This is a genomic window from Streptomyces nitrosporeus (assembly GCF_008704555.1).
Classification (GTDB): Bacteria; Actinomycetota; Actinomycetes; order Streptomycetales; family Streptomycetaceae; genus Streptomyces; species Streptomyces nitrosporeus.
Genome location: NZ_CP023702.1, coordinates 1,630,273 through 1,656,890, shown reverse-complemented (window position 1 = coordinate 1,656,890; position 26,618 = coordinate 1,630,273). Strand labels below are relative to the sequence as shown.

Below are 26,618 nucleotides of genomic sequence, written 5' to 3'. Positions count from 1 at the left end.
GCCTGCCCTCCTCTTCGTCCCCGAAAACTCTCCCCAAAGGTGTAGATCGGTATGCGCGAAAACGGCTCCGTCCCCTCGCGAACGGTTCCCGGAGAGTTCTCCGGCGAGCCCTCCGAAGGGCTCTCCGGCGAGTTCTTCGAGATGACCCCGGCCCAGCAGGGCGTCTGGTACGGGCAGCTGGTCGATCCGGACAGCCCGAAATACAACATCGCGGAATGCTTCGAGATCCGCGGCGGCCTCGACGAGGACCTGTTCGCCGCGGCGCTCGAACGGACCCTCGCGGAGAGCGACAGCCTCAACGCCGAGTTCGTCACCAGGGGCGACACGGTCCTCCAGCACGTCCCCCGCCGCCCGCGGACCGCGGCCGGCAGGCTCCGCGTCGTCGACCTGTCCGGCGCCGACGACCCCGCCGCCGCAGCCGAGCGCTACCTGGCCGACGACATGGCCCGGGTCGACCGGCTGGACGCCCCGCGGCACCACTTCGCGCTGCTGCGTCTCGGCGACCGGCTGCACCACTGGTACGTCCGCTTCCACCACATAGCCATCGACGGCCTCGGCGGCGCCGTGTTCGCCCGCGCCGTGGCCGACCTCTACACACGTGCCGTGCGCGGCGAGGACCCCGCCACGGCCGCCCTGCCCGCCGCGCCCCTGCGGGACCTCCTGGCCGACGAGGCGGCCTACCGCGCGTCGGACCGCTACGAGGCCGACCGGGCCTACTGGACCGCCAAGTTCGCGGACCTGGCCGGCGCCCCCCCGAAGGACCTGGCCGGCGGCCCCCCGGAGGAACCGGCCGGCGGACCCCGGGGCGAGGGCGCCCACGGCGGGGAACTCATCCGCCGGCGCACCGGCGCCCCCGGACCGGACGCGCCCGAAGCCGCCCCGGACGTGCGTCTGCACACCGGCGAGACCCTGCCCCTCGACGTCCTCGACGGCCTGCGGCGGCTGGCCGCCTCCCACCGCACCACCTGGACCGCGGTCCTGGTCAGCGCGGTCGCCGCGTACGCCGGCCAGGTCACCGGGACACGGTCCGTCACCCTGGGACTCGCCTCCAACGGCCGCCACGGCGGACTCCGGCACATCGTCGGCATGACCGCCAACATCCTGCCGCTCCGCCTGGACCTCACCGGGGAGATGACGGTCGGCACGCTCGTACGCGCGGTCGCCACCGAGATGCGCGGGGCCCTGCGCCACCGCCGCTTCTCCCGTGAACAGCTCGCCCGCGAACTGAACATGGCCGACGGCGCGGCACGCCTGGCCGGTGTCGTCGTCAACATCATGGGATACGACTACGGCCTCGACTTCGCCGGAAGCCCCGGCACGTCCCGTGTGCTGTCCGTCGGCCCGGTCGACGACGTGTCCTTCTTCGTCTCCGAACGCTCCGAGGGCACCGGCCCGCTGATCGGCTTCGACGCCGACCCGGAGCTGTACCGCCCCGAGGACCTGCGGCTGCACCAGCGGGCCGTGGTGTCCTTCGTCTCCGCCCTGGCCCGCGCCGACGCCGGCACCCTCCTGCGCGACCTGCCGTTCCTCGACGGCCCCGCCGCCGGGGCCCTGCTCACCCAGGGGCGCGGCGCCCCCCTGCCCGAGCGGACCCGGGCGCCGGGTCTGATGGAGGCGTTCGGCGCCCGGGCACGCCGGACGCCGGGCGCCCCGGCGGTGGTGGACGGTTCCGCCACGCTCTCCTACCGGGAGCTGGCCCGGCTGGCCGGGGACCTGTCCGGTGCCCTGACGGGCCGGGGCGTCGGCGCCGAGGACGGTGTCGGTGTCCTCGTGGGCCGGTCGGCGGCCGTGGTGCCCGCCACCCTCGGCGTGGTCGGCGCCGGGGCCGCGTACGTACCGATGGACGCCTCCTGGCCCGCCGAACGGCTCGACCGGGTCGCCGGGGCCGCCCGCGTCCGCGCCCTGGTGGCCGACGAGGCGGCCGCGGCGCAGCCCTGGGTACGGGAGAGAGCCGGCGGGCTGCCGCTGCTCGTCGTGGACGGCCTCGGCCGCGTCGTACAGGGCGCCCCGCCGGCGCCGGGGCCGCTGCCGCGGGTGACCCACGACGGCCGGCTCGCCTACGTGATGTTCACCTCCGGTTCCACCGGCCTGCCCAAGGGGGTCGGCGTCACCCACGCCGACGTCCTCGCGCTGACCGCCGACACCGCCTGGTCGGACGGTGCCTGCGAGGCGGTCCTGATGCACTCGGCGTACGTCTTCGACGCCTCCACGTTCGAGATCTGGGCGCCGCTCCTGAACGGCGGACGCGTGGTCGTCGCCCCCCGGGGCGTCCTGGAGGCCCCGGTGCTCCGGGACCTGGTGGACCGGTGCGGGGTGACCGCGCTGTTCCTCACGACGGCCCTGTTCGAGGTGATGGCCGAGGCGGACCCGGCCGCGTTCGCCGGGCTGCGGCTGGTCGCCGCGGGCGGCGAGGCGGCCGCCCCGGACCTGATGCGGCGCGTGGCCGCCGCCGCCGGCGGCACGCACGTCCTGCACGTGTACGGCCCCACGGAGACCACCACCTTCGCCGCCCGCCACCGGGTCGGCGCCGGCACGACGGGCGTGCCGCCCATCGGCCGGGCCCTCGACGGGATGTCCCTGTACGTCCTGGACCCGGCCCTGCGCCTGGTGCCGCCCGGCGTCGTGGGCGAGCTGTACGCGGGCGGCCACGGCGTCGCCCGCGGCTACCAAGGCCGTGCCGCCCTGACCGCCACCCGGTTCGTGGCCGACCCGTTCGGGCCGGCGGGGAGCCGCATGTACCGCACCGGCGACCTCGTGCGCTGGAACGCCCGCGGTGACATCGAGTACGTCGGGCGCGCGGACGGGCAGGTCAAACTCCGCGGGTACCGCATCGAGCCCGCCGAGATCGAGAACGTCCTCCTCGCCGGCCCGGACGTACGCGCCGCCCGCGTCCTGGTCCGTGAGGACACCCCGGGCGACCGCAGGCTCGTCGCCTACGTCGTGCCCGGACCCGGCGCCCGGCCGGACGGCTCCGCCCTGGCGCGCCGCGTCGGCCGGGTCCTGCCCGCCTACATGGTGCCCTCCGTGTTCGTCCCCCTCGACGCGCTGCCCCTGAACGCGAACGGCAAGGTCGACCACCGCGCCCTGCCCGCACCCCGCGCCGAGGCCCCCACGGGCCGTGCCCCGCGCACCGCCGACGAGGAGATCCTGGCCGGGCTGTTCGCCGACGTCCTGGGCCTGGACGCCGTCGGCGCCGACGACAACTTCTTCTCCCTGGGCGGCCACTCCCTGCTCGCCACCCGCCTCATCGGCCGGGTCCGGGCGGCGCTGGGCGCCGGACCCGCTCTGCGCACGCTCTTCGAGAACCCGACCGTCGCCTCGCTGGCCGCCGCCCTGGACGGCACCGGGGCGGCCCGGCCCGCCCTCGTCCGGCAGGAACGGCCCGGCACGCTGCCGCTGTCCTTCGCGCAGCAGCGCCTGTGGTTCCTCAACCGGACGGAGGGCGCCGGCGACACCTACAACGTCCCGCTCGTCCTGGAACTCCGCGGCCCCCTGGACACGGACGCCCTGCGGGGCGCCCTGGCCGACGTGGTCGCCCGGCACGAGAGCCTGCGCACCGTCCTCGCCGAACACGACGGCGTCCCCCGGCAGGACGTCCTCGACGCGGCCGCGGCCCCCTCGCTCGTACCCCTGGACATCGAGGAGCCCCCGGCGGGGGAGGCCGCCGGAGCCTGGGCCGAGGAGAGGGTGGACCGGCTGACCGCGGCCCCCTTCGACCTCACCGGCGAGCCCGCCGTCCGCGCCGCTCTGCTCCGCCCGGAACCCGGCCGGCACCTCCTGGTCCTCGTCCTGCACCATGTCGTCGCCGACGGCTGGTCGCTCGCCCCGCTCACCCGGGACCTCGGCGCCGCCTACCGCGCCCGGCGCGAGGGCGCGGACACGCCCGAGTGGCCCGCGCTGCGCGTGCAGTACGCCGACTACGCCCTGTGGCAGCGCCGGCTGCTCGGTGACGAGAACGACCCGGACAGCCTGGCCGCCCGCCAGCTCGCCCACTGGACGAAGGCGCTGGACGGAGCCCCCGACCTGCTCGACCTGCCCCTCGACCGGCCCCGGCCGGCCGTGCGCGGACACCGGGGCGACGCCGTCCCCTTCACGCTGCCCGCGCCCGTGTACGCCGCGCTGACGCGGCTCGCCCGCACCGCCGGCTGCACCCCCTTCATGGTCCTCCAGGCGGCCCTGGCCGTGACGCTGCACGCCCACGGCGCCGGGACCGACATCCCGGTGGGCACGGCGGTGGCCGGACGCTCCGACGAGGCACTCGACGACCTGGTCGGTTTCTTCGTCAACACCGTCGTCCTGCGCACGGATCTGTCCGGGAACCCGACCTTCCGCGAACTCCTCGACCGGGTCAAGGAGTTCGGAGTCGCCGCGTTCAGCCACGGCGACCTCCCCTTCGAACGGATCGTGGAAGCGCTCAACCCCGAGCGGTCCGGCGACCACCACCCGCTCTTCCAGACCATGCTGGTGCTCCAGAACCAGCGCTCCGCACAGCTCGGCCTGCCGGGCCTCACGGTTCACGACCGGTCCCGCCACACCGGGATCAGCAAGTTCGACCTGACGTTCTCGCTGAGCGAGGTCACCGAGGCCCCCGAGATCACCGAGGGCATCGAGGGCCCCGGGGCCGCCGGTGCGGCGGGACCCCCGGGAAGCGCCGCCCCGGCAGCCCTCGGCGGCTACCTGGAGTACGCCACCGACCTCTTCGACGCCGCTACCGCCCGCGCCCTGTGCGCCCGCTTCGCCCGGGTCCTCACCCTCGCCGTCACCGACCCCGGCCGGACGGTCGGCGACCTGGACCCCCTCACCCCGGAGGAACGGGACCGCGTCCTCGCCCAGGGGCGCGGCGCGGCACCGCCCGGCCCCGTCCGCACCGTCCCCGAGGCGGTGCGGGAACAGGCGGCCCGTACACCCCACCGGACGGCCGTGCGCGACGCGCACACCAGCCTCACCTACGCCGCCCTCGACGCCCGCGCCGACGCCCTCGCCCACGCCCTGCGCGCGCGGGGCGCCGGCCGGGAGGACCGGGTGGCCATCGCCGCGCCGCCGTCCGTGCACACCGTCGTGGCCATGCTGGCCGTGCTGCGGGCCGGGGCCGCCTACCTCCCCGTCGACCCGGAGTACCCGCCCGCCCGCATCCGGCACATGTTCGACGACGCCCGGCCCGTGCTGCTGCTCACCACGACGGACGTCCACCCGGACCTGCCTCCCTGCGACGTGCCGTGGCTCGCCCTCGACGCCCTCGGGGCCCTCGACGACACGTACGCCGGGCCCGCTGCCTCCGGGGCCCCGGACACGCCCCACCCGGCGGACCCCGCGTACGTCATCCACACGTCCGGCTCCACCGGCCGCCCCAAGGGCGTGGTCGTGCCGCACGCGGCCCTGGCCGGCCACATGGCCTGGATAGCACGGCACCTCGCCGTCACCCCGGACGACAAGGTCCTCGCCCGTACCTCCACCAGCTTCGACGCCTCCGTGTGGGAGCTGTGGCTCCCCCTGATGAACGGCGCCGAGCTCTGCGTCCTGCCGCACGGTGTCAACCGGGAACCGGCCGCCCTCGTCTCCTGGATGAGCCGGTTCGGTGTCACCGTCGCCCAGTTCACCCCCTCCCACCTGGGTCTCGTCCTGTCCTCGGCGGCGCACGCCGCGCCGCTGCCCGCCCTGCGCGCCGTCCTGTGCGGCGGCGAGCCACTGCCGCGCGCCCTCGCCGAGGACATCACCCGGCTGTGGGGGGCCGAGGCGCACAACCTCTACGGGCCGACCGAGACGACCGTCGACGCGACCGCCCACCGCGTCCGAAGCCCCCGGGAGGAAGCCGCGGACGGGTCCGCGCACCCCGCCGCCCCGTCCGGGACCGTGCCGATCGGCCGTCCCGTCGACACCATGCGCGCCTACGTCCTCGACGGCCGGCTGCGGCCCGTGCCCCCGGGCGTCACCGGTGAGCTGTACCTGGCGGGCCCCAACCTGGCCCGCGGCTACCTGAACCGGCCGGACCTGACCGCCACCCGGTTCGTCGCCGACCCGTTCGGCGGCCCCGGTCACCGGATGTACCGGACGGGGGACCTCGTGCGGTGGAACCGGGACGGCCTGCTCGACCATGTGGCCCGCGCCGACGACCAGGTCAAACTCCGCGGCTTCCGCGTCGAGCCGGGTGAGATCGAGGCGGCCCTCCTGGCCCGGCCCGGCGTCACGGCCGCCTGCGCCGTGATCCGGGAGGACGCACCCGGCCGGCGCGACCTCGTCGCCTACGCCGCGGGCGACCCGGCTCCGCACCCCGCGGCCCTCCGCGACGCCCTCGCCGAGACCCTGCCGCACTACATGGTCCCCGGCGCCGTCGTCGTCCTGGACCGCCTCCCGCTCCTGCCCAACGGCAAGGTGGACCGGCGCGCCCTGCCCGAACCCGGGCCGTACACCGGGACCCCCGGCCGGGGAGGGCCGCGCACCTTCCACGAGGACCTGCTGACCGGCGTCTTCGCCGACGTCCTGCAACGGCCCCTGACGGGCCCGCACGACAGCTTCTTCGACCTCGGCGGGCACTCGCTCCTCGCGATGCGCGTCGTCAGCCGGGTGCGCGCCCTGCTGGGCGCCGAGATCGCCGTACGCACCCTCTTCGAGCACCCCACGCCCGCCGCCCTGGCCCGTGTCCTCGACGCCCCGGGCCGCGCCCGCCCGCCGGTGCTCCCCGCGGCGCGGCGGCCCGACCCGATGCCGCTGTCCTTCGCCCAGCGCCGCCTGTGGTTCCTGAACCGGCTCGAAGGGCCCGGCTCCGCGTACAACATCCCGCTCGTCCTGGAACTCCACGGCACCCTGGACGCCCACGCCCTGCGCGGCGCCCTGCACGACGTCGTGGAGCGGCACGAGGCGCTGCGCACGGTCTTCCCCGAACAGGACGGCGTGCCCCGCCAGTCGGTCCTGCCGGCCGGTGAGGCCGCGCCCCGGCTGCCGGTCGTGGGCACCGCCCCCGCCGGGCTGGAGGCGGCCGTCCTGGACGCCGTGCGCGAGCCGTTCGACGTGGCCCGGGACCTGCCGCTGCGGGCCCTGCTGCTGCGCTCCGCGCCCGCCCACCACGTCCTGGTGCTCGTCCTGCACCACATCGCGGGCGACGGCTGGTCCCTCGCCCCGCTCGCCCGCCACCTCGGCGACGCCTACCGGGCGCGCCTGGCGGGCCGGGAGCCCGGACCGGTCTCCGGCACCCCGCTCCAGTACGCCGACTACACCCTCTGGCAGCAGGAGGTCCTGGGCGACGGCGAAGCGCCGGACAGCGTCCTGCGGCAGCAGCTCGGCCACTGGCGCACCGCCCTGGCGGGCCTGCCCGGACCGACGGTCCTGCCGCTGGACCGGCCCCGCCCCGCCACCGCCGACCCGAGGGGAGCCGTCCACACCTTCGGCCTGCCGCCCGGGCTGCACGCCCGGCTGCTGGAGCTGGCGAGGGAATCCGGCAGCACCCTGTTCATGGTGCTCCAGGCGGCGGTGGCCACCGTCCTGCACCGGCACGGCGCCGGGGACGACATCCCGATCGGCTCGCCCGTGGCCGGCCGCACGGACGAGGCGCTGGAGGAACTGGTCGGGTTCTTCGTCAACACCCTGGTCCTGCGCACGGACCTCTCCGGCAACCCGACCTTCCGCGAACTGCTGGAACGGGTGAGGGAGTTCGACCTCGCCGCCTACGCGCACCAGGACGTGCCCTTCGAGCGGCTGGTGGAGGTCCTCAACCCGGACCGGGCACGCGACCACCACCCGCTGTTCCAGGTCATGCTGGTCCTCCAGAACCAGGAGGCCGTCAGCCCCGACCTGCCCGGGCTCGTGGTCGAGGACCGGCTCGTCCACAACGGCCTGAGCAAGTTCGACCTCACCTTCGCCTTCACCGAGGAACCGGACGGCGGGCCCGGCGGGGACGGCGCCGGCGCGCTCACCGCCGGGATCGAGTACGCCACGGCCCTCTTCGACAGGACCACCGTCGAGACCCTCGCCGGCCGCCTGGTGCGCCTCCTGGAACAGGTGGCCGCCGACCCCGCCCTGCCCCTGGCCGGCTACGACCTGATGACGCCGGAGGAACACGCCCGCGTCACGCGCCAGGGCACCGGCGCCCCCCTGCCCGCGGGGACCGCGGACGCCACCCTGCCCGCGCTCTTCGCGGCCCGTGCGCGCCGCACCCCGGACGCCGTGGCCGTCACCGCGGACGGCACCGCCCTCACCTACGCCGGACTCGACCGGATCTCCGACGACCTCGCCCGCTGCCTCGCCGGCCTCGGCGTCGGCCCCGAGACGGGCGTCGGGGTACTGCTCTCCCGGTCCCCGGCGGTGGTCTCGGTCACCCTCGGCACGGTCCGGGCCGCCGGCGCCTACGTCCCGCTGGACGCCCGCTGGCCCGGCGAGCGGCTCGGACAGGCCGCGGACGCGGCGGACGTACGGGTCCTGGTGGTCGACGAGGACGCCGTCGCCTCCCCCTGGGTGGCCGAGGCGGCCCGCCACCGGCCGGTCGTGGTCGTGGACCGGCTCGGCCGGGTCCTGCGCGGCGCGCCCGCACGGACCGCCCGCCCGGCCGCCGTGCCGCACCCCCGCGCCCTGGCCTACGTGATGTTCACCTCCGGCTCGACCGGTCTGCCCAAGGGCGTCGGCGTCACCCACGCCGACGTGGCCGCGCTCGCGGCGGACTCCGCCTGGCACGGGGGAGCGGCCGACGCGGTCCTGATGCACTCGGCGTACGTCTTCGACGCCTCCACCTTCGAGATCTGGGCCCCGCTCCTGAACGGCGGCCGGGTCGTCGTCGCCCCCCAGGGCGTCCTGGAGGCCCGTGCGCTCGGTGACGCCGTCCACGAGCACGGGGTGACCGCGGTCTTCCTGACGACCGCCCTGTTCAACGTGATCGCCGAGACCGACCCCGGTGCCTTCGCCGGTCTGAGGCTCGTCTGCGCCGGGGGTGAACTCGCCTCCCCGGACGCGATGCAGAGGGCCGCCGGGGCCGCGCCCGGAGTACGGGTCCTGCACGTGTACGGGCCCACCGAGACCACCACCTTCGCCACCCGCCACGACGTCACGGCCTGCCTGCCGGCGGGCCCGCCGCCCATCGGGCGCCCCCTGGACGGCATGCGCGCCTACGTCCTGGACGGTTCCCTGGGCCCCGTCCCGCCGGGCGTCACCGGAGAGCTGTACCTCGCCGGGCCCGGTGTGGCACGCGGGTACACCGGCCACCCCGGCCCGACCGCCACCCGCTTCGTGGCCGACCCGTTCGGCCCGGCGGGGGACCGCATGTACCGCACCGGCGATCTCGTCCGGTGGACCCGGGACGGACGGATCGCCTACGTCTCCCGCGCCGACAGCCAGGTGAAGCTGCGCGGCCACCGCATCGAACCCGGCGAGATCGAGGGGGTGCTGGCCTGCTGCGAGGGCGTGGCCGACACCTTCGTCGCCGTACGCGAGGACACCCCCGGCGACCGCCGGCTCGTCGCGTACGTGGTGCCCTCCGCCGGGGCCCGCCCCGACCCCGGGGAACTCGCCCGGGCCGTCGGCGGGTCCCTGCCCGCCTACATGGTGCCCTCCGCGTTCGTCGTGCTGGACGCGCTGCCGCTGACCGTCAACGGCAAGGTGGACCGCAGGGCCCTGCCCGAGCCCGGACAGCACGCCCCGGCACGCGGGCGCGGTGCCCGCACCGTCCGCGAGGAACTCCTGTGCGGGCTCTTCGCCGACGTGCTCGGCCTGGAGGGGGCGGGAGCGGACGACGACTTCTTCACGCTGGGCGGACACTCGCTGCTCGCCACCCGCCTCGCCGCCCGCGTCCGTACCGCCCTGGGGGTGGAGGTGCAGGTCAAGACCCTCTTCGAGCACCCCACCCCGGCCGCCCTCGCCGCGGTGCTGGAGGGCGCAGGCGAGGGGAGGGCCCCGCTGCGGAGGGCGCCGGTCCGCCCCGACCCGCTGCCGCTGTCCTTCGCCCAGCAGCGCCTGTGGTTCCTCAACCGCTTCGAGGGGCCCAGCGCCACGTACAACGTGCCGCTCGTGCTCCGCCTGGACGGCCCGCTGGACACGGGCGCCCTGGAGACGGCCCTCGCGGACGTCATCGAACGCCATGAGAGCCTGCGCACGGTCTTCCCCGACACCGACGGCGTGGCGCGCCAGGACGTCCTGGCCGCCGACGGGGCCGACCTCGACCTGACCCCCCGCTACACCGAATCCGCCCGCCTGGACGAGGACGTGGCCGCCGAGGTGGCGCACGCGTTCGACGTGAGTGCGGAACCCCCGGTGCGCGTAAGGCTGCTGCGGCTGGGCGCCGAGGCGCACGTCCTGGTGCTGCTGGTCCATCACATCGCCGGAGACGGCTGGTCCCTCGCCCCGCTCGCCCGCGACCTGGGAGAGGCCTACCGGGCCCGCACCGAGGGGGCGGAGCCCGCGTGGACGGAACTCGCCGTCCAGTACGCCGACTACACCCTGTGGCAGCGCGCGCTGCTCGGCGACGAGGACGACCCGGACAGCCCGGCCGCACGGCAGCTGGAGTTCTGGCGCACCGCCCTCGACGGCGCACCCGGGCTGCTCGAACTGCCCTGCGACCTGCCGCGCCCCACCGTCACCGCGCACCGGGGCGACGCCTTCGCCTTCCCCGTCGGCGCGGACACCCACCAGGCCCTCGCGCGGCTGGCCCGGTCCCGTGGGAGCAGTCTCTTCATGGTGCTCCAGGCGGCCCTGGCGGTGCTGCTGTCCCGGCACGGCGCCGGTGAGGACATCCCGCTCGGCACCGCCGTCGCCGGACGGACCGACGAGGCACTCGACGACCTGGTGGGCTTCTTCGTCAACACCCTCGTCCTGCGCACCGATCTGACCGGTGACCCCACCTTCGGTGAGGTGATCGACCGGGTACGCGAGTTCGACCTCGCCGCCTACGCCCACCAGGACGTGCCGTTCGAGCGGCTGGTGGACCGGCTGAGCCCGTCCCGGGCCCAGAACCACCACCCGCTGTTCCAGACCATGCTCGTCCTCCAGAACCAGGCGGACGCCGTGATCGGCCTGCCCGGCCTCACGGTGACGCCGCAGCCCGTACGCACCGGCATCAGCAAGTTCGACCTGACGTTCACCTTCACCGAGACCCACGACGACGCGGGCCGGCCCGCCGGCCTCGACGGCGTCCTGGAGTTCTCCACGGAGCTCTTCCTCCCCGCGACGGCGCGCGCGCTGGCCGCCCGGCTGACCCGGCTGCTCGCCGTACTCGCCGACGGTCCCGGGACACGCGTCCACTCCGTCGACGTCCTGGACCCCGCCGAGCGGCGCGGCCTCCTCGACACCGGGCACGGCCCGTCCCGGCCGGTGGCCGCGCGCACGGCACCCGAGGCGTTCCGCGCGCAGTGCGCCCGGACGCCCGGCGCGGTCGCCGTCCACGCCGGCGGGCACCGGCTCACCTTCCGGGAACTGGACGCGCTGTCGGACGGCCTCGCGCACCGCCTGCGCGAGAGGTCCATCGGCCGCGGCGACCTGGTCGCCCTCGCCCTGGAGGGCACCGCGGACCGGGCCGTCGCGATGCTGGCGGTCGCCAAGGCCGGGGCCGCCTGCCTCCCCCTCGACCTGGAGTACCCCGAGGCGCGGATCGCCTTCGTGCTCGACGACGCCCGCCCGGCCCTGCTCCTGACCCACGACACCGCCCGCGCCGCGCGGTACGCCCCGGCCGTGCCCCTCCTGGCCCCGTCCGCCGCTGGGGACGGTCCCCCCGGGCGTACGGCCCCGCCCCCCGCGGTGGACCCGCGCGACGCGGCGTACGTGATCTACACCTCGGGCTCCACCGGCCGCCCCAAGGGGGTCGTCGTCACCCACGCCTCCCTGACCAACCACATGGCGTGGATGGCCGGCCACCTCGGCCTCACCGACGACGACCGGGTCCTCGCGCGCACCTCGCCCAGCTTCGACGCCTCGGTCTGGGAGACCTGGCTGCCGCTGCTGCACGGCGGGGCCACCTGCCCCGTGCCGTCCGCCGCCAACCACGACCCCGCCGGACTGCTGGCCCTGATGCGCGAGGCGGGCGTGACCATCGCCCAGTTCGTGCCCTCGCACCTGACGGCCGTCCTCGCCGAGACCTCCCCCGGCGACGCGCCCGCCACGCTGCGGGCCGTCCTGTGCGGCGGCGAACCCCTGCCCCGGTCCCTGGCCGAGCGGACCGGCCGGGACTGGCGGGTCCGGGTGCACAACCTGTACGGGCCCACCGAGACGGCCATCGACGCCACCGCCCACCTCCACCTGCCCGGGGGGACGGACGCACCGGAGGGCGGGGTGCCGCTCGGCCGGCCCGTCGACAACACCCGCGCCCTCGTCCTGGACACGGCCCTGAGGCCGGTGCCCCCGGGCGTCACCGGCGAGCTGTACCTCGCGGGCGACGGCCTGGCCCGCGGCTACCTGGGACGCCCCGGTCTGACCGCCGCGCGGTTCGTCGCCGACCCGTACGGGCCCGCGGGAAGCCGCATGTACCGCACCGGCGACCTCGTCCGGCGGGACGCCAAGGGGCTGCTCACCTACGTCTCCCGCGCCGACGACCAGGTCAAGCTGCACGGCTTCCGCATCGAACCCGGCGAGATCGAGGCCGCCCTCACCGCGCTCGACACCGTCGCCGCCGCCTGCGCCCTCGTCCGCGAGGACCGGCCGGGCGAGCGGCGCCTGGTCGCCTACACCGTCCCCGCCGGACCGCCCGCCACCGCGCCGTCCGACGCCGAACTGCGCTCCCGGCTGGCCTCGGCGCTGCCGCCGTACATGGTGCCGGCCGACTTCGTCACCCTGGACGCGCTGCCCCTGCTGCCCAACGGCAAGACCGACCGGCGGGCCCTGCCCGCCCCGGCCCGCCCCGACGCCGACCGGCCGGGCGGCGAGCCGCGCACCGCGCGTGAACGCGTCCTGTGCGAGGTGTTCGCCGCCGTCCTCGGCACCCCCGGGGTCCGTACCGACGACGACTTCTTCGCCCTCGGCGGGGACAGCATCCTCTCCATCCAGCTCGTCAGCCGCGTCCGCAAGGCCGGTCTCACCGTCACCCCGCGCGACGTCTTCGTCCACCGCACCCCCGAGGCCATCGCGGCCGTCGCCACCGCGCCCGGCCGGGACACGGCCCCGCGCACCGGGGAAGGGACCGGCGAGATGCCGGCGACCCCCATCGCCGCCTGGCTGCTGGGCGGGCCCGGCCCCGTCGACGGCTACAACCAGTCCGGGGTGCTGCGCACCCCCGCGGGCGCCGGGGAGGAGACCCTCGTCGCCGCCCTCCAGCTCCTCCTCGACCACCACGACACCCTCCGGCTGCGCGCCACCCGGCCGGCCGGGGGCGACGCCGTCCTCGAAGTGCTGCCCCCCGGCAGCGTGCCGGCCCGTACCCGCTTCACCCGCCTCGATGTGGCGGGACTCGGCCCCGAAGCCCTCCGGGCCGCCCTCACCGAGGCGGGCGAGGCGGCCCGCGGGCGGCTGCGGCCCGGCCGGGGGCACGTCGTCGAAGCCGTCTGGGGCGACGCGGGACCGCACACCCGGGGGCGCCTGCTGCTCGTCGTGCACCACCTGGCCGTCGACGCGGTCTCCTGGCGCATCCTCGCCGAGGACCTGGCGACCGCCTGGCGGGCCGTCACCGGTGACGGCCCGGCGGACACGCTGCCCCCGGCCACCACCTCCTACCGGCAGTGGGCCCGCCTCCTCGCCTCCCAGGCGCGCGAGGCCGCCCGGGAGGCTGAACTCCCGCTCTGGGAGAGCATCCTGAGCACCCCCGACCCGCGGCTGGGCCACCGGCCGCTCGACCCCGGACAGGACACCGCCGGCCGCACCCGCAACCTGGTCACCCGGCTGCCTGCCGCCTGGACGAAGGACCTGCTCACCACCGTCCCCGCCGCCTTCCACGCAGGGGTGGACGACGTCCTGCTCACCGCCCTCGCCCTCGCCGTCCGCACCTGGCGCGAGGAACGCGCCGGTGCCGCCGCCGGGCCCGCCGGCAGCGGGGTCCTCATCGACCTGGAGGGCCACGGCCGCGAGCAGATCGCCGGCCACCTCGACCTCTCCCGTACCGTCGGCTGGTTCACCAGCCTCTACCCGGTGCGCCTCGATCCCGGCCCCGCCGACCCCCGCGACCCGTCACGCCTGGACGCCGCACAGGCCGGACGCGCCCTCAAACGCGTCAAGGAGGACCTGCGGGCCGTCCCCGACCACGGCGTCGGCTACGGAATGCTGTGCCACCTCAACCCCGCGGCCCGCTCCTCGCCGGCCTTCGCCCGCCGGCCCCAGATCGGCTTCAACTACCTGGGCAGGTACGCCTCCTCGCCCGGGGCCGGGGAGGCCGGCGGCGCCGACTGGGAGGTGCTGCTCGACGGCGGCGGCCCGCGCGCCCAGGACCCGGACATGCCCGTCCACCACGTCGTCGACATCAACGCGCACACCGAGGACCTCCCGGACGGTCCGTGCCTGGTGGCCCGCTGGACCTGGCCCGGGGACCTCCTGGAGGAGGCGGACGTGCGGGCCCTGGCCGACACCTTCACCCGGGCCCTGCGGACCGTCGCGGAACTCGCCGGACAGCCCGACGCGGGCGGCTGGACGCCGTCCGACCTCCCTCTGGTCTCGCTCAGCCAGAACCAGATCGACCGACTGCAGAACAAGTGGGGTGGACGCAAGTGACCGACTTCCAGCTGGAGGACGTACTGCCACTGACGCCGTTGCAGGCAGGCATGCTCTTCCACGCGCTGTACGACACCCGCGCCGTGGACGTCTACACCGCGCAGTTCGTCTTCGCCCTCGAAGGCCCCGTCGACGTCCCCGCCCTGCGGGCCGCCGTCGCCGGCCTGCTGCGACGCCACGCCAACCTGCGGGTCGGCTTCCTCCACGAGGGCCTGGACGAGCCCGTGCAGGCCGTCGCCCGGGAGGTGCCCGTACCGCTGGAGGAACGGGACCTGACCGGGGCGGACGGCGGGGGCACGGCGGAGGAGCGCCTCGCCGCGTTCCTCGCCGCCGACCGCACCCGCCGCTTCGACCTCTCCACCCCGCCGCTGATGCGGTTCACCCTGGTGCACACCGCGCCGGAGCGCTGCCGGCTGGTCATGACGAGCCATCACATCCTGCTCGACGGATGGTCGATGCCCCTGCTCGTACGGGAACTGTTCGAGCTGTACGCCTCCCGGGGCGACGACCGCGCCCTGCCGCGCGTCGCCCCGTACCGCGGCTACCTCGCCTGGCTGGCCCGGCAGGACCGCGCCGCGGCCCTGGACACCTGGCGCACCGCCCTCGCCGGGATCGAGGCGCCGACCCTGCTCGCCGGACCGGCCGCCGCCGGCGTGCCGGACCCCGGCGACCTGCCCGCCACCCTCGTCCTCGCACTGGACGGCCCCACCACGGGGCGGCTGCGCGAGACGGCCCGCGCCCACCGGCTCACCCTCAACACCCTGGTCCAGGGCGCCTGGGGGCTCCTGCTCACCCATCTCACCGGGCGCCCCGACGTCGTGTTCGGGACCACGGTGTCCGGCCGCCCGCCGGAGATCCCCGGCGTCGAGACGATGGTCGGCCTGTTCATCAACACCGTGCCGGTCCGGCTGCGCCCGGCCCCCGGCGAAACCCTGGCCGCGCTCCTGACCCGGTTCCAGGAGGAGCAGGGCGAACTCCTCGGCAGCCAGTACGTGGGCCTCACCGAGATACGCGGCGTCACCGGGCTGGACGAACTCTTCGACACCCTCGCCGTGTTCGAGAACTACCCGCTGGACGCCGAGGCCCTGCGCACCGCGCAGCGGTCGCTGCCCGGCATCGCCGTCACCGGGGTCAGCGGCACGGACGCGGCCCACTACCCCCTCACCCTCACCATCGCCCCGGCCGACAGCCTGCGGATCACCTTCGGCTACCGCACGGCCGCCCTCGGCCGCGAGGAGGTGGCCCGTACGGCCGCCCGTATGCGGCGGCTGCTCACGGTCATGGCGGACGGGCTCGACCGCCGCGCCGACGCCGTCCCCCTCCTCCTGGACGGGGAACGCGAGACGCTGCTCACCCAGGGGCGCGGCGCCGGCCTGCCCCGGGGGGCGACGGGGACGAGCGTTCCGGACGCCGTCGCCCGGCAGGCCGCCCGCCACCCGGACGCGGTCGCCGTCTCCGCCCCGGGCACATCATTGACGTACCGTCAGCTCACCGCGCTGTCCGGGGAGCTGGCCCGTGCCCTGACCGGACTGGGCACCGGTCCCGAGGACGGCGTCGGCATCCTCATGGGCCGGGGCGCCGCCCTGGTCACCGCCTCCCTGGCCGCCCTGCGCGCGGGTGCCGCCTATGTGCCCCTCGACCCGCGCTGGCCCGCCGAGCGGCTCGACCGGGTCGCCGAGGTCGCCGCCCCGCGCGCCCTGATCGTCGACGGGACCACCCGCGACCACCCCTGGGTGCGCGGGCTCGGCCCCGGGGTGGCCCTGGTGACTGTTGACGGCGCGGGCGGGCTCCTGCACGGCGGCCCCGCCGCCCCCGGGCCGCTGCGGGACTCCGGGCCGGACTCCCGGCTCGCGTACGTGATGTTCACCTCCGGGTCCACCGGGCTGCCCAAGGGCGTCGGCGTCACCCACGCCGACATCACCGCCCTCGCCGCCGACCGGAGATGGGGCGGCGGCGCGGCCGACGCGGTCCTGATGCACTCGGCGTACGTTTTCGACGCCTCCACCTTCGAGATCTGGGCGCCCCTCCTCAACGGCGGGCGGATCGTCGTGGCCCCCGACGGCCCCCTCCAGCCCGGTGTGCTCCGGGACCTCGCCGCCCGGGAGGGGGTGACGGCGGCGTTCCTGACGACGGCCCTGCTCGACGTCGTCGCCGAGACCGACCCCGGGGCCCTCGGCCTGCTGCGCCTGGTCGCCTCGGGCGGCGAGGCGGCCGCCCCCGGCGTCCTGCAGCGCCTCGCGGCCGCCCACCCCGGCACCGCGGTCCTGCACGTCTACGGACCCACCGAGGCCACCACCTTCGCCACCGCCCACCGCGTCCGCCCCGACGGGGAGACCGGCGGCGCGGCCCCGATCGGACGGCCGCTCGACGGCATGCGCGCCTACGTCCTGGACGCGGCGATGCGGCTCGTCCCGCCCGGCGCCGAGGGCGAGCTGTACGTCGCGGGCGCCGGGGTCGCGCGCGGCTACCTCGGGCGCCCCGGCCTCACCGCCACCCGGTTCGTCGCCGACCCGTTCGCCGGCGCCGGGGCACGCATGTACCGCACCGGCGACCTCGTACGGCGGTGCGCCGACGGCTCCCTGAGCTACGTGGCGCGGGCCGACCAGCAGATCAAACTGCGCGGCCACCGCATCGAACCCGCGGAGATCGAGGCGGTGCTGCGCACCGACCCGTCGGTACGCGCCGCCTGCGTCCTGGTCCGCGAGGACCTCCCCGGCGACCGCACCCTCACCGCCTACGTCGTCCCGGAGCCCGGGCACACCCCCGACCCCGGCCGGCTCGCCGCACACGTCGGCCGCCACCTGCCCGCCTACATGGTGCCGGCCGTCGTCCAGGGGCTGGACGCCCTGCCGCTGACCCCCAACGGCAAACTGGACCGGGCGGCGCTGCCGGCGCCCCCCGCCCCGTCCGCCGCCGGGGGCAGGCCGCCGCGCGGCGGCCTGGAGGAGATCCTCGCCGGACTGTTCGCCGACGTCCTCGGCGTGGCCCGCGTCGGCGCCGACGACGACTTCTTCGCCCTGGGCGGCCACTCCCTGCTCGCCACCCGCCTGGTGGGCCGCGTCCGCGCCGCCCTGGGCACCGGGACCGAGATCCGCACCCTCTTCGAGAACCCCACCGTCGCCGCGCTCGCCACGGCCCTGCGGGGCGCGGACCGCTCCGACCGGCCCGCCCTCGTACCGCAGGAGCGCCCCGGCGTGCTCCCGCTGTCCTACGCCCAGCAGCGGCTGTGGTTCCTGCACCGGCTCGAAGGGCCCTCCGCCACGTACAACATCCCCTTCGCCGTGCGCGTCGGCGGCCCCCTCGACACGGACGCCCTGCGCCGGGCCCTCGGCGACACCGTCGCCCGGCACGCCGCCCTGCGCACCGTCTTCCCCGAGCACGGCGGCGGACCGCGCCAGCACATCACCGCCCCGGACGACGTCCGCCTCCCGTTCGCCCTGGAAGCCGTCGACGCGGACAAGCTGGCCGACCGGATCAGGGCCGCCGCCGCCGAACCCATCGACATCGAGCACCGCCTCCCGCTCCAGGCGACCCTGCTGCGCCTCGCCGCCGACGCCCACGTCCTGGTCCTGGTGGTCCACCACATCGCCGCCGACGGCTCGTCCCTGGCCCCCCTCGTCCGCGACCTGGGCACCGCCTACCGGGCCCGCGCCCGCGGCGCCGCCCCCGCCTGGACCGCGCTCCCGGTCGACTACGCCGACCACACCCTCTGGCAGCGCCGCCTGCTGGGCGACGCCCAGGACCCGGAGAGCCTCGCGGCGCGCCAGCTCGACCACTGGCGCCAGGCGCTGAGCGGCCTGCCGGAGCTGGTCGAACTGCCCTGGGACAGGCCGCGCCCGGCCCTGCCCCGGCACACCGGGGCCGCCCACGGCTTCACCGTCGGCCGCGCCACCGCCCGGCGGATCGCCGAACTCGCCCGCGCCGGCGGATGCAGCGTCTTCATGGTGCTCCAGGCGGCCCTGGCGACCGTGCTCTCCCGGCACGGGGCGGGCGACGACATCCCGCTGGGCACGGCCGTCGCCGGACGGACCGACGAGGCGGCCTCGGAGCTCGTCGGCTTCTTCGTGAACACACTCGTCCTGCGCACCGACCTGACGGGCGACCCCACCTTCCTCGAACTGCTGGAAAGAGTCCGGGAGTTCGACCTCTCGGCCTATGCGAACCAGGACATCCCCTTCGAGCGCCTGGTGGAACTGCTCAACCCCGCGCGCTCGCAGAACCACCACCCGCTCTTCCAGACCATGCTCGTCCTCCAGAACCACGCCCCCGCCGCCGGCCTCGACCTGCCCGGCCTCACCGCCGAGGGCCTGCCCGTCGGCCTCGGGGTCAGCAAGTTCGACCTCTCCTTCGCCCTCACCGAGACGTACGACGCCGACGGGACGCCCGGCGCCATGCGGGGCACCGTCGACTACGCGACGGAACTCTTCGACGCGGAGACCGTCCGCGCCCTCACCGAACGGTTCGTCCTGCTGCTCGAAGCCGTCACCGCCGACCCCGGCCGCCCGCTGAGCACCTACGACGTCCTCACCGCCGCCGAACGGGCCCGCCTCACCGCCTGGGGGACCGGGCCCGTCGAGGACCTGCCCGCCTCCACGGTCCCCGCCCTCTTCGAGCGGTGGGTCCGGCGCACCCCCGGCGCCCCCGCGGTCCGCGACGCCCGCACCGCGCTCACCTACGGCGAACTCGACGCACGGGCCGAGGCCCTCGCCCGCCTGCTCACCGCCCGGGGCATCGGCCCCGAGGACCGGGTGGCGGTGGCCCTGCCCCGCACCCACGACCTGGTCGTGGCGCTCCTGGGCGTCCTCAAGGCCGGGGCCGCCTATGTGCCGCTCGACCCGGACTACCCGGCCCCGCGGCTGACCCACATGCTCGACGACGCCCGGCCCCGGCTGCTCCTGACCACAGCCGCCGTCCACCGCCGGCTCCCCGCCTCCCCGGTGCCGCACCTGTACACGGAGGACCCCGCCACCCGGACCCCGGCACCAGCGGCCCCCCGCACCGGGGCCGCACCGCACCCGGACCACCCGGCGTACGTCATCTACACCTCCGGCTCCACCGGCCGGCCCAAGGGGGTCGTGGTCACCCACCGGGGCGCCGGGGCCATGGCCAGGACCCAGAGCGAGCGGCTGGCGCTCACCCCGGACAGCCGGGTCCTGCACATGGCGTCGGTCAGCTTCGACGCGGCGTTCTGGGAGCTGTGCATGGCACTGCTCTCCGGCGCCTGCCTGGAGATCGACGAACGCGACGCCCTGCTGCCCGGCCCCGCCCTCGCCGCCCTGGTCCGCGAGCGGGGCGTCACCCACCTCACCCTGCCGCCCGCGGCCCTCGCCGTGATGCCGCCCGGCTCGCTGCCCGCCGGGACGGTGATGGTCCTCGCCGGCGAGGCGTGCCCGCCCGCCCTGGCGCGCGCCTGGGCGGGGGACCGGTACCTCGTCAACGCCTACGGCCCCACCGAGACCACCGTCTGCGCCACCATGAGCGCCTTCCAGCACGCGGACGGACCGCTCGCCCCCGGCCGGACCGTGCCCATCGGCGTTCCCGTCAACGGCACCCGCGTCCACGTCCTGGACGACCGGCTGGTCCCCGTACCGCCCGGTGTCACCGGCGAACTGTACGTCGCCGGGCAGGGCGTGGCCCGCGGGTACCACGGCAGGGCCGGCCTGACCGCGTCCCGGTTCGTGGCCGACCCGTTCGACCGCTCGGGGGGCCGGATGTACCGCACCGGCGACCTGGTGCGCTGGACGGCCGGCGGGGAGCTCGTCTACGTCTCCCGCGCCGACGACCAGGTCAAGCTCCGCGGGTTCCGTATCGAACCCGGTGAGATCGAAGCCGCGCTGACCGCCCTGCCCGGGGTCGCCGCGGCCTGCGTCACCGTCCGGGAGGACCGGCCCGGCGACCGGCGCCTGGTCGCGTACACCGTGGCCGCGGACGGGGCACCGGGCCCCGGCGAGGCGGAGATCCGCGCCCACCTCGCCGCCACCCTCCCCGGGCACATGGTCCCCGCCGCCCACGTACGGCTCGGCGCCCTGCCGCTGACCCCCAACGGCAAGACCGACCGCCGCGCCCTGCCTGCCCCCGGCCACACCCCGCCGGCCGGGGGGCGCGGGCCGCGCACCGCACGCGAACGGGACCTCTGCGAGGTGTTCGCGCGGACGCTCGGCGTGCCCGAGGTCGGTGTCACGGACGACTTCTTCGCCCTGGGCGGCCACTCGCTGCTCGCCGTGACCCTGGCCCGGAACATCGAGGAGCGGTGCGGCCGGCGCCCTTCCCTGCGGGCCCTGTTCGCGGCCCCCACCGTCGAGGGCGTCGACCGGCTGCTGGGGGGCCCGGCGGGGGACGGGACCGGCACGGAGGCCACCGTGCCGGATGCCACCGTGGTGGACCTCGCCGCCGAGGTCCGGCTGGCCGAGGACATCACGGGCGCGGGCCGGGCCGTCCCGGGACCCGCCGGGGCCCGCGGCCCCTCCCGCCCCTTCGCCCGGCCCCTGCTGACCGGCGCCTCCGGCTTCCTCGGCGCCTTCCTCCTGCGCGACCTCCTGGAGGCCACCGGCGGCCCGGTCGACTGCCTGGTACGCGCCGACGGCGAACAGCACGCGGCACACCGGCTGCGGGCCAACCTGGAGCGCTACGGGCTGTGGCGCCCCCGGTACGCGGACCTGATCCACCCCGTCCCCGGGGACCTCACCGCCCCCGGACTCGGCCTGTCACCGCGGGACCGCAAGGCTCTGGTACGCCGCCTCGGACCGGTGCTGCACAACGGCGCCCGCGTCAACTTCGCCGCCGGGTACGGAGACCTGCGCGCCCCCAACGTGGCCGGCACCGAGGAACTGCTGCGCCTGCTCGCGGACTCCTCCTCACCCGGGATGCACCACATCTCGACCACCAGCGTCTACGCACCGGTGCACGACCCCGACGCCGCGGCCGTCACGGAGACCACCCCGACGGGACCGGCGTCCGGCCTCCCCGACGGATACGCCCGGAGCAAATGGGTCGCCGAACAGCTCGTCGGCCTGGCCCGCGAACGCGGCCTGCCGGTGACCGTCCACCGGCCCGGCCGCATCAGCGGCGACACCGCCACCGGCGCGTGCCAGGACCTCGACCTGCTGTGGCGGCTCGTCAAGGGGTGCCTCCAGGCGGGGGCGGTCCCGGACCTGCCGTACGGGTCCACCGACTGGGTGCCGGTGGACTACGTCAGCGCGGCGGTGGTGGCACTCGCCCTGTCCGGCCCGTCCGGCGCACAGGCGTACCACTTCACCGATCCGGACGCGCCGGGCCTGGACCGCGTCTTCGCGGCGGCCGCCCGCCTCGGCCACGAGGTGCGCACCGTCCCCGCCGGGGAATGGCGGCGCCGCGTCGCGGAGCGGCCCGACAACGCGGCGCAGCTGTTCCTCGGCGCCGACGGACCCGCCCACCCGGACGCGGCGGCGGCCCACCGCCGTTTCGACTCCAGCCGGACGGCCGGGGAGGCGGCGGCCCTGGGGGTCCGCCGGATCCCCCTGACCGACGAGGTCCTGGACCGTTACCTGACGTACTTCCAGGGCACGGGCTTCCTGCCGGCCCCGGGGGTGTCCGCCGTGCGGTGACCGGGCCCCTCGGGAGGGGTCCCGGCCACCGCGCCGGGACCCCTTCAGTCCCCGATGAAGAGCAGGTAGCCCGACCGGCGGATCGCGTGGTGCGCCTCCTCGATGACGCGCCGCACCACGGGCCTTCGCTCCTCCTCCGGCAGCGCTTCGAGTTCGGCGACGAACCGTTCCAGCTGGGGGGTGTTGAACATCGTCAGGTCGTACGGCGAGACGCCGCGCCGGAGACTGTCCTCCGGCGCCCGCGCGCACAGCCCGCGGAACCAGTCGTCCGCGTCGTCGTCGAACTGCTCCACGACGTCCCGGCCACGGTTCAGCCTGCGGATTCCCAGCCCCATCCGGGCTCTCCTCTCCTGTCGGATCCCATGTCGCCCACGTCAGACGACCGGAACGATCGGGAACATCGTCACCAGGTCCCCGTGCACGCTCACCACGATGGTGAGGCAGTGGGTCTCCCTCTCCCCGGAGTTCCGGGAAGACGTGCCGAACTTCTTCTTGGGATCCAGGCAGACGTCCTTCTCACGGTAGGAGGCACCGCCGTTCGCCTGCTTCCAGCCCCCCTGGTCCACCATCGCCCGGTAGAAGATGTCCTTCATGTCCGCCAGGGTGAGGTCCGAGTTGAACATCCCCTTGCTGTCGCCGAAGAACGCGCCGCCCTCGAAGTGGTGATCCCGCAGGTTCCTCAGCGCCAGCGTGTCCAGGGCGACGTCGATGCCGTGCTCGGGGAGGTTCTGGCCGGTGGGGATGAACTCGCAGTCGTCCCATCCGTCCCATCCGCTCCATCCGTCGAAGCCGCCTCCCGACGAGGACACGGACGCGGACGAGAACAGTGCCCGCGGAGCGGACGTCTTCCCGGCCGGGGCGTCACAGAAGACGGCCTGCACCCGGTCGATGATCTTCTCGGCCTTCTTGACCAGATTCTTCGCGGCGGCCGACTTGTCGAGGAAGCTGTTGATGCCGGCGATGGCCTTCGCGATCCTCGGCAGCTTGCTGGCGATCTTGAGCGCCTTGACCGGGCCGAGGTTCTGGATGAGGGCCCACAGACAGGTCGCGATGTCCGGATCGTCGATGCAGGCCATGATGTCCTCGGCCAGGATCTCGACGAGGATCTCGGCGCCGTTCTCCATCAGGTAGTCGAGGAGGTCCTTCGCCATGAGCGCACGGGCCGCCTCGTACTCCTCGGGTGTGATGCCGGCCGCTTCGAGGGCCTCCCGCTGAGCGTCCTCCAGGGTGGGGGGCGACGGGCTGTCGGTCTTCTCCCTGGCGGCCTCCTCACGGGCCTCACGCTCGAACTGCCGCTGGTACTCCTCGGCCCTCTTCGCCGCCTCGTCGGCCGCACGGGCGTGTTCCGCCGCGTTCGCGGCCGCGGTCTCCGCGGACTTGGCGTGTGCCTCGGCCGAAGCGGCGAGTTCGGCGGCTCCGGCCGCGTCCTTCTCCGCCCGCGTCGCCGCGCCACTGGCCGCCGCGGCCTCGTTCTCCGCCCAGGTGGCGGCGCTGCCTGCCGCCGCCGCCTGGTTGTCCGCCTCGGTGGCCGCGCCCCGGGCGCGTTCCGCCGCGGCCTCGGCCTCCGTGGCCGCCGTACGCGCGGCCACCGCGTCGGCGGCCGCGGCCGTCGCGGCCTCGCGGGCCAGCTTCGCGTCGGCCTGCGCCTGCGCGTCGGCCTCGTCGGCCCGGGCGGCGGAGGCCCGCGCCAGCGCGCCGTCCTCCGCGGCCTGCGCCGCCGACTTCATGGCCTCCGCCGTCGAACGCGCCGCGTCCGCCGAGGAGCGGGCGGCGGCTGCGGCGGCCCGGTACGCGGGAGCGACCTGGGCGTTCGCCCGCTCGGCCGCGGCCTCGGCGGCCTCGGCCGCCGCCACCGCCTCGGCCGCCTTGGCCTCCGCGGAGGCCACCTGCTCCGCGCCCGTCTCCAGGGCGGCCCGAGCCACCGCCGCGGCGAAGTCGGCGGTCACGTCCTCCCCGGTGAAGGGAGCGGTGAGCACGATCGCGGTGTCGGCCGGAGCGGCGATCCCCGCCGCCGCCGTACGCGCGGACGCGGCGGCCCGCAACGCGATGGCGGACTGGACCCGGGCCGTCGCGGCCTCACTGACGGCGCCGTCGGCCTCCGACCGGGTGCGGTGGGCGGCCTGCAGCGACTGGTTGGCGTGCAGCGCCGCGAGCCCCGCCAGCCGGGCCGCCTCGTGGGCGGCGATACCGGCCCGGGCCTCCTGCGCGGTGGCCTCCTGCGCCTTGGCGTTCGCCCGCTGGGCGGCGGCACGGGTGGCGGCCGCCTCGGCCTCGGCCCTGCCCGCGGCGGCGTCCGCGGCGAACGCGGCGGCTTCGGCCTTGGACGCGGCGGCGTCGGCCTGCAAGGCGTGCGCCGTTGCCTCGGCCGCGGCCGCACGGGCCCGGGCGGCGGCCCCGGCCGCCTCGATGGCCGCGGCCCGCGAACGGGTGGCCGCCTCACCGGCCGCGTCGGCGGCGGCGCGGGCCGTGGCGGCGGCCCTCCCGGCCGCGTCGGCCGCCGCGCGCGCCTCGTCCGCGGCGGCCTGCGCGGCAGCCGCTTCCGTGGTGCCCCGGACCGAGGCGGCCAGCGCTGCCGTCGCCTGGGCCCGGGCCTCCTCCGACTGGTGCAGGCGTTCCGCCTCCTCCGCCTTCCTCCGCGCCTCGGAGGCCGTCCTCTCCTCACCCCGCGCCCGGTCGTCCGCCGCGGCGGCGAGCCCCTCCTGGGTCGCGGCCACACCGCGCAGCTCGGCCGTGACGGCCGCCGCCGCGTCGGCCTCGGCACGCTTCTGCGCGGCCACGAGCGCTTCGGCGTCCGCACGCGCACGGGCCTGCGTCGCCACGTCCCGTTCCTGCTCGGCACGCAGGCTCGCGGCCTCGGCCAGATCGCGTTCCTGTTCGGCGACCACCCGCTGCTCCGCGGCGACCTTCGCCTGGTGCTGGGCCTCCAGCCGGGCGTTCCTGGTCTTCAGCGCGTGCTCCCAGGCCTCCTTCTCGGCCTGCTCCGTCTCGATCCGCGCCTGCCGGCCCTTCGAGGCGGCGTCCGCGGCCACCGCGGCCTGCTTCGCGGCGGCACCGGCGAGCAGTGCGGCCGCTTCGGCGTGCGCCTCCGCGTTCGCCCTCCACGCGACCGCCTGCTGTTCGTGCAGCTCGGCCTGGTTCTGGGCATCGAGGCCGGCGGCTGCGGCGGCGCTCGCGTCCACCGCGTGCTGCGCCGTCCGCGCGGCCCCGGCCGCGGCCTCCACGGCCGCCGCGCCACCCGCCGCGACCTGCGCCCACTGGACGCCGTGGAGGAGCCCGGTCTCCACCAGCACGTCGGCCTGGGCCTTCGCCTGCCTCGCGGCCACATCGGCCTGGTCGGCGGCCGACCGCGCGTTCGCGACCTGCCGCGCGACCTCGGCCTTGACGGCGGTGTAGTCGGAGGCCCGCTTCCCGGCCCGGTCCGCGGCGAGCATCCGGTCGGCCTCACGCGCCGCCGCCGCCGCGGCGTTCATCGCGTTGGAGGCGTTCTTCAGCGCCTTCGCGGCGTCCCCGTGCGCGGCGATCAGCTTGGTACGCGCCTCGGCGGCGCGAGCCGTCTTCCCGGCCAGTTCCCGCAGCCGCTCCGCCGCCTCCAGCGCTTCCTGCTGGGCCGCCTCGTGCGCGGCCTGGTCCTCGGCGTCCTTCTGGGCGGCGATCAGGTAGCCCTTGTTCAGGAACTCGGCGATCACCTTGTCGTCGTCCGTGTCCAGCGCCGCCTGCGCGGCTCTGCGCACCTCGGGCCCGCCCACCGTGACGAGCATCTCGACCCGCCGGCGGTTCTCCGCCGCCCGCTCACGCTCGTTCTGCTCGGCCGCCTCGTCCCGCTGGCGGGCGAGGTCGGCGCCGAACGCCAGGAAGTCGGCCCGGTCCCGGGCCGTGCCCTGGAGGACCCGCTCGACCTCGGCGTTGAAGTACGGGCCTCCCGTGCCCCGCAACGCCTCGATCTCCTGGCGGTTGGCGGCGTCCGCGGCGTCCCGCTTGTCCTGCGCGCGCTGCCGGGCCTCGGCCTCGCCGTGTTCCAGGAAGTCCCGGATCGCGTTCGGGTCCGTGCTCTCCAGCGCCGCTCTGGCCGCCTCGCGGACCTCTTCCTCCTCGTCGAACTCCGCGAAGTCCTCCACCAGCCGCCGGTCCATGTCCGAGCTGAGCACGGACAGTTCGGTCCCGGGAGGCGGCGGGGCCGCGGGGGAGGAGGAACGCAGTGCGGACAGCACATCGGCCACGGTGGCGGCCCGCGGCGACGGCGGCTCCGCCGCGGCCTGCCCGGCCATACCCCCCAGCAGCACCACGGCCATCGCCACGGACACCATCCGCCGGGCTCTGCCCGGCAGGGCTCCGGGTCTGCCTCTCGCCGTGTCCGCTCGCCCTGTTCGGCCCAGCATGGGGAATCCTCTCGTTCGTGGAAGAGTGACGCCCCTGCCTCCGGCCGGGGACAGGGGC

Annotated in this window: 4 protein-coding genes; 2 read left to right on the top strand and 2 right to left on the bottom strand. The window is 76.2% G+C overall.

The genetic code is table 11. From position 1 onward, the window contains the following. Window positions 1-51: 51 nt before the first annotated feature. Both CP967_RS07025 and CP967_RS07020 read left to right on the top strand, forming a co-directional pair. Window positions 52-14,601, top strand: coding sequence for a non-ribosomal peptide synthetase (locus tag CP967_RS07025; protein ID WP_150487122.1), 14,550 nt, complete (start codon window positions 52-54; stop codon window positions 14,599-14,601). Then, window positions 14,598-22,184: a non-ribosomal peptide synthetase gene (locus CP967_RS07020; RefSeq protein ID WP_150487121.1), complete on the top strand. Its 7,587-nt coding sequence runs from the start codon at window positions 14,598-14,600 to the stop codon at window positions 22,182-22,184. The genes CP967_RS07025 and CP967_RS07020 overlap by 4 nt, the downstream gene beginning before the upstream one ends. A 44-nt stretch (window positions 22,185-22,228) precedes the next feature. Here the strand turns inward: CP967_RS07020 and CP967_RS07015 are convergent, their stop codons facing one another. Beyond that, the gene (locus CP967_RS07015) at window positions 22,229-22,519 is read right to left on the bottom strand and encodes a hypothetical protein (RefSeq protein ID WP_150487120.1); all 291 of its coding nucleotides are present in this window, start codon (window positions 22,517-22,519) and stop codon (window positions 22,229-22,231) included. A gap of 39 nt (window positions 22,520-22,558) precedes the next feature. Further along, entirely contained in the window at window positions 22,559-26,473 is a 3,915-nt protein-coding gene (locus CP967_RS07010; RefSeq protein ID WP_229888347.1) for a hypothetical protein, read from the bottom strand. Window positions 26,474-26,618: the final 145 nt, after the last annotated feature.

Bases quoted from the DNA above. Each gene is read 5' to 3' on its own strand.
- CP967_RS07025 (WP_150487122.1), top strand. From the start codon at position 52: ATGCGCGAAAACGGCTCCGTCCCCTCGCGAACGGTTCCCGGAGAGTTC.
- CP967_RS07015 (WP_150487120.1), bottom strand. From the start codon at position 22,519: ATGGGGCTGGGAATCCGCAGGCTGAACCGTGGCCGGGACGTCGTGGAG.
- CP967_RS07010 (WP_229888347.1), bottom strand. From the start codon at position 26,473: ATGGCCGTGGTGCTGCTGGGGGGTATGGCCGGGCAGGCCGCGGCGGAG.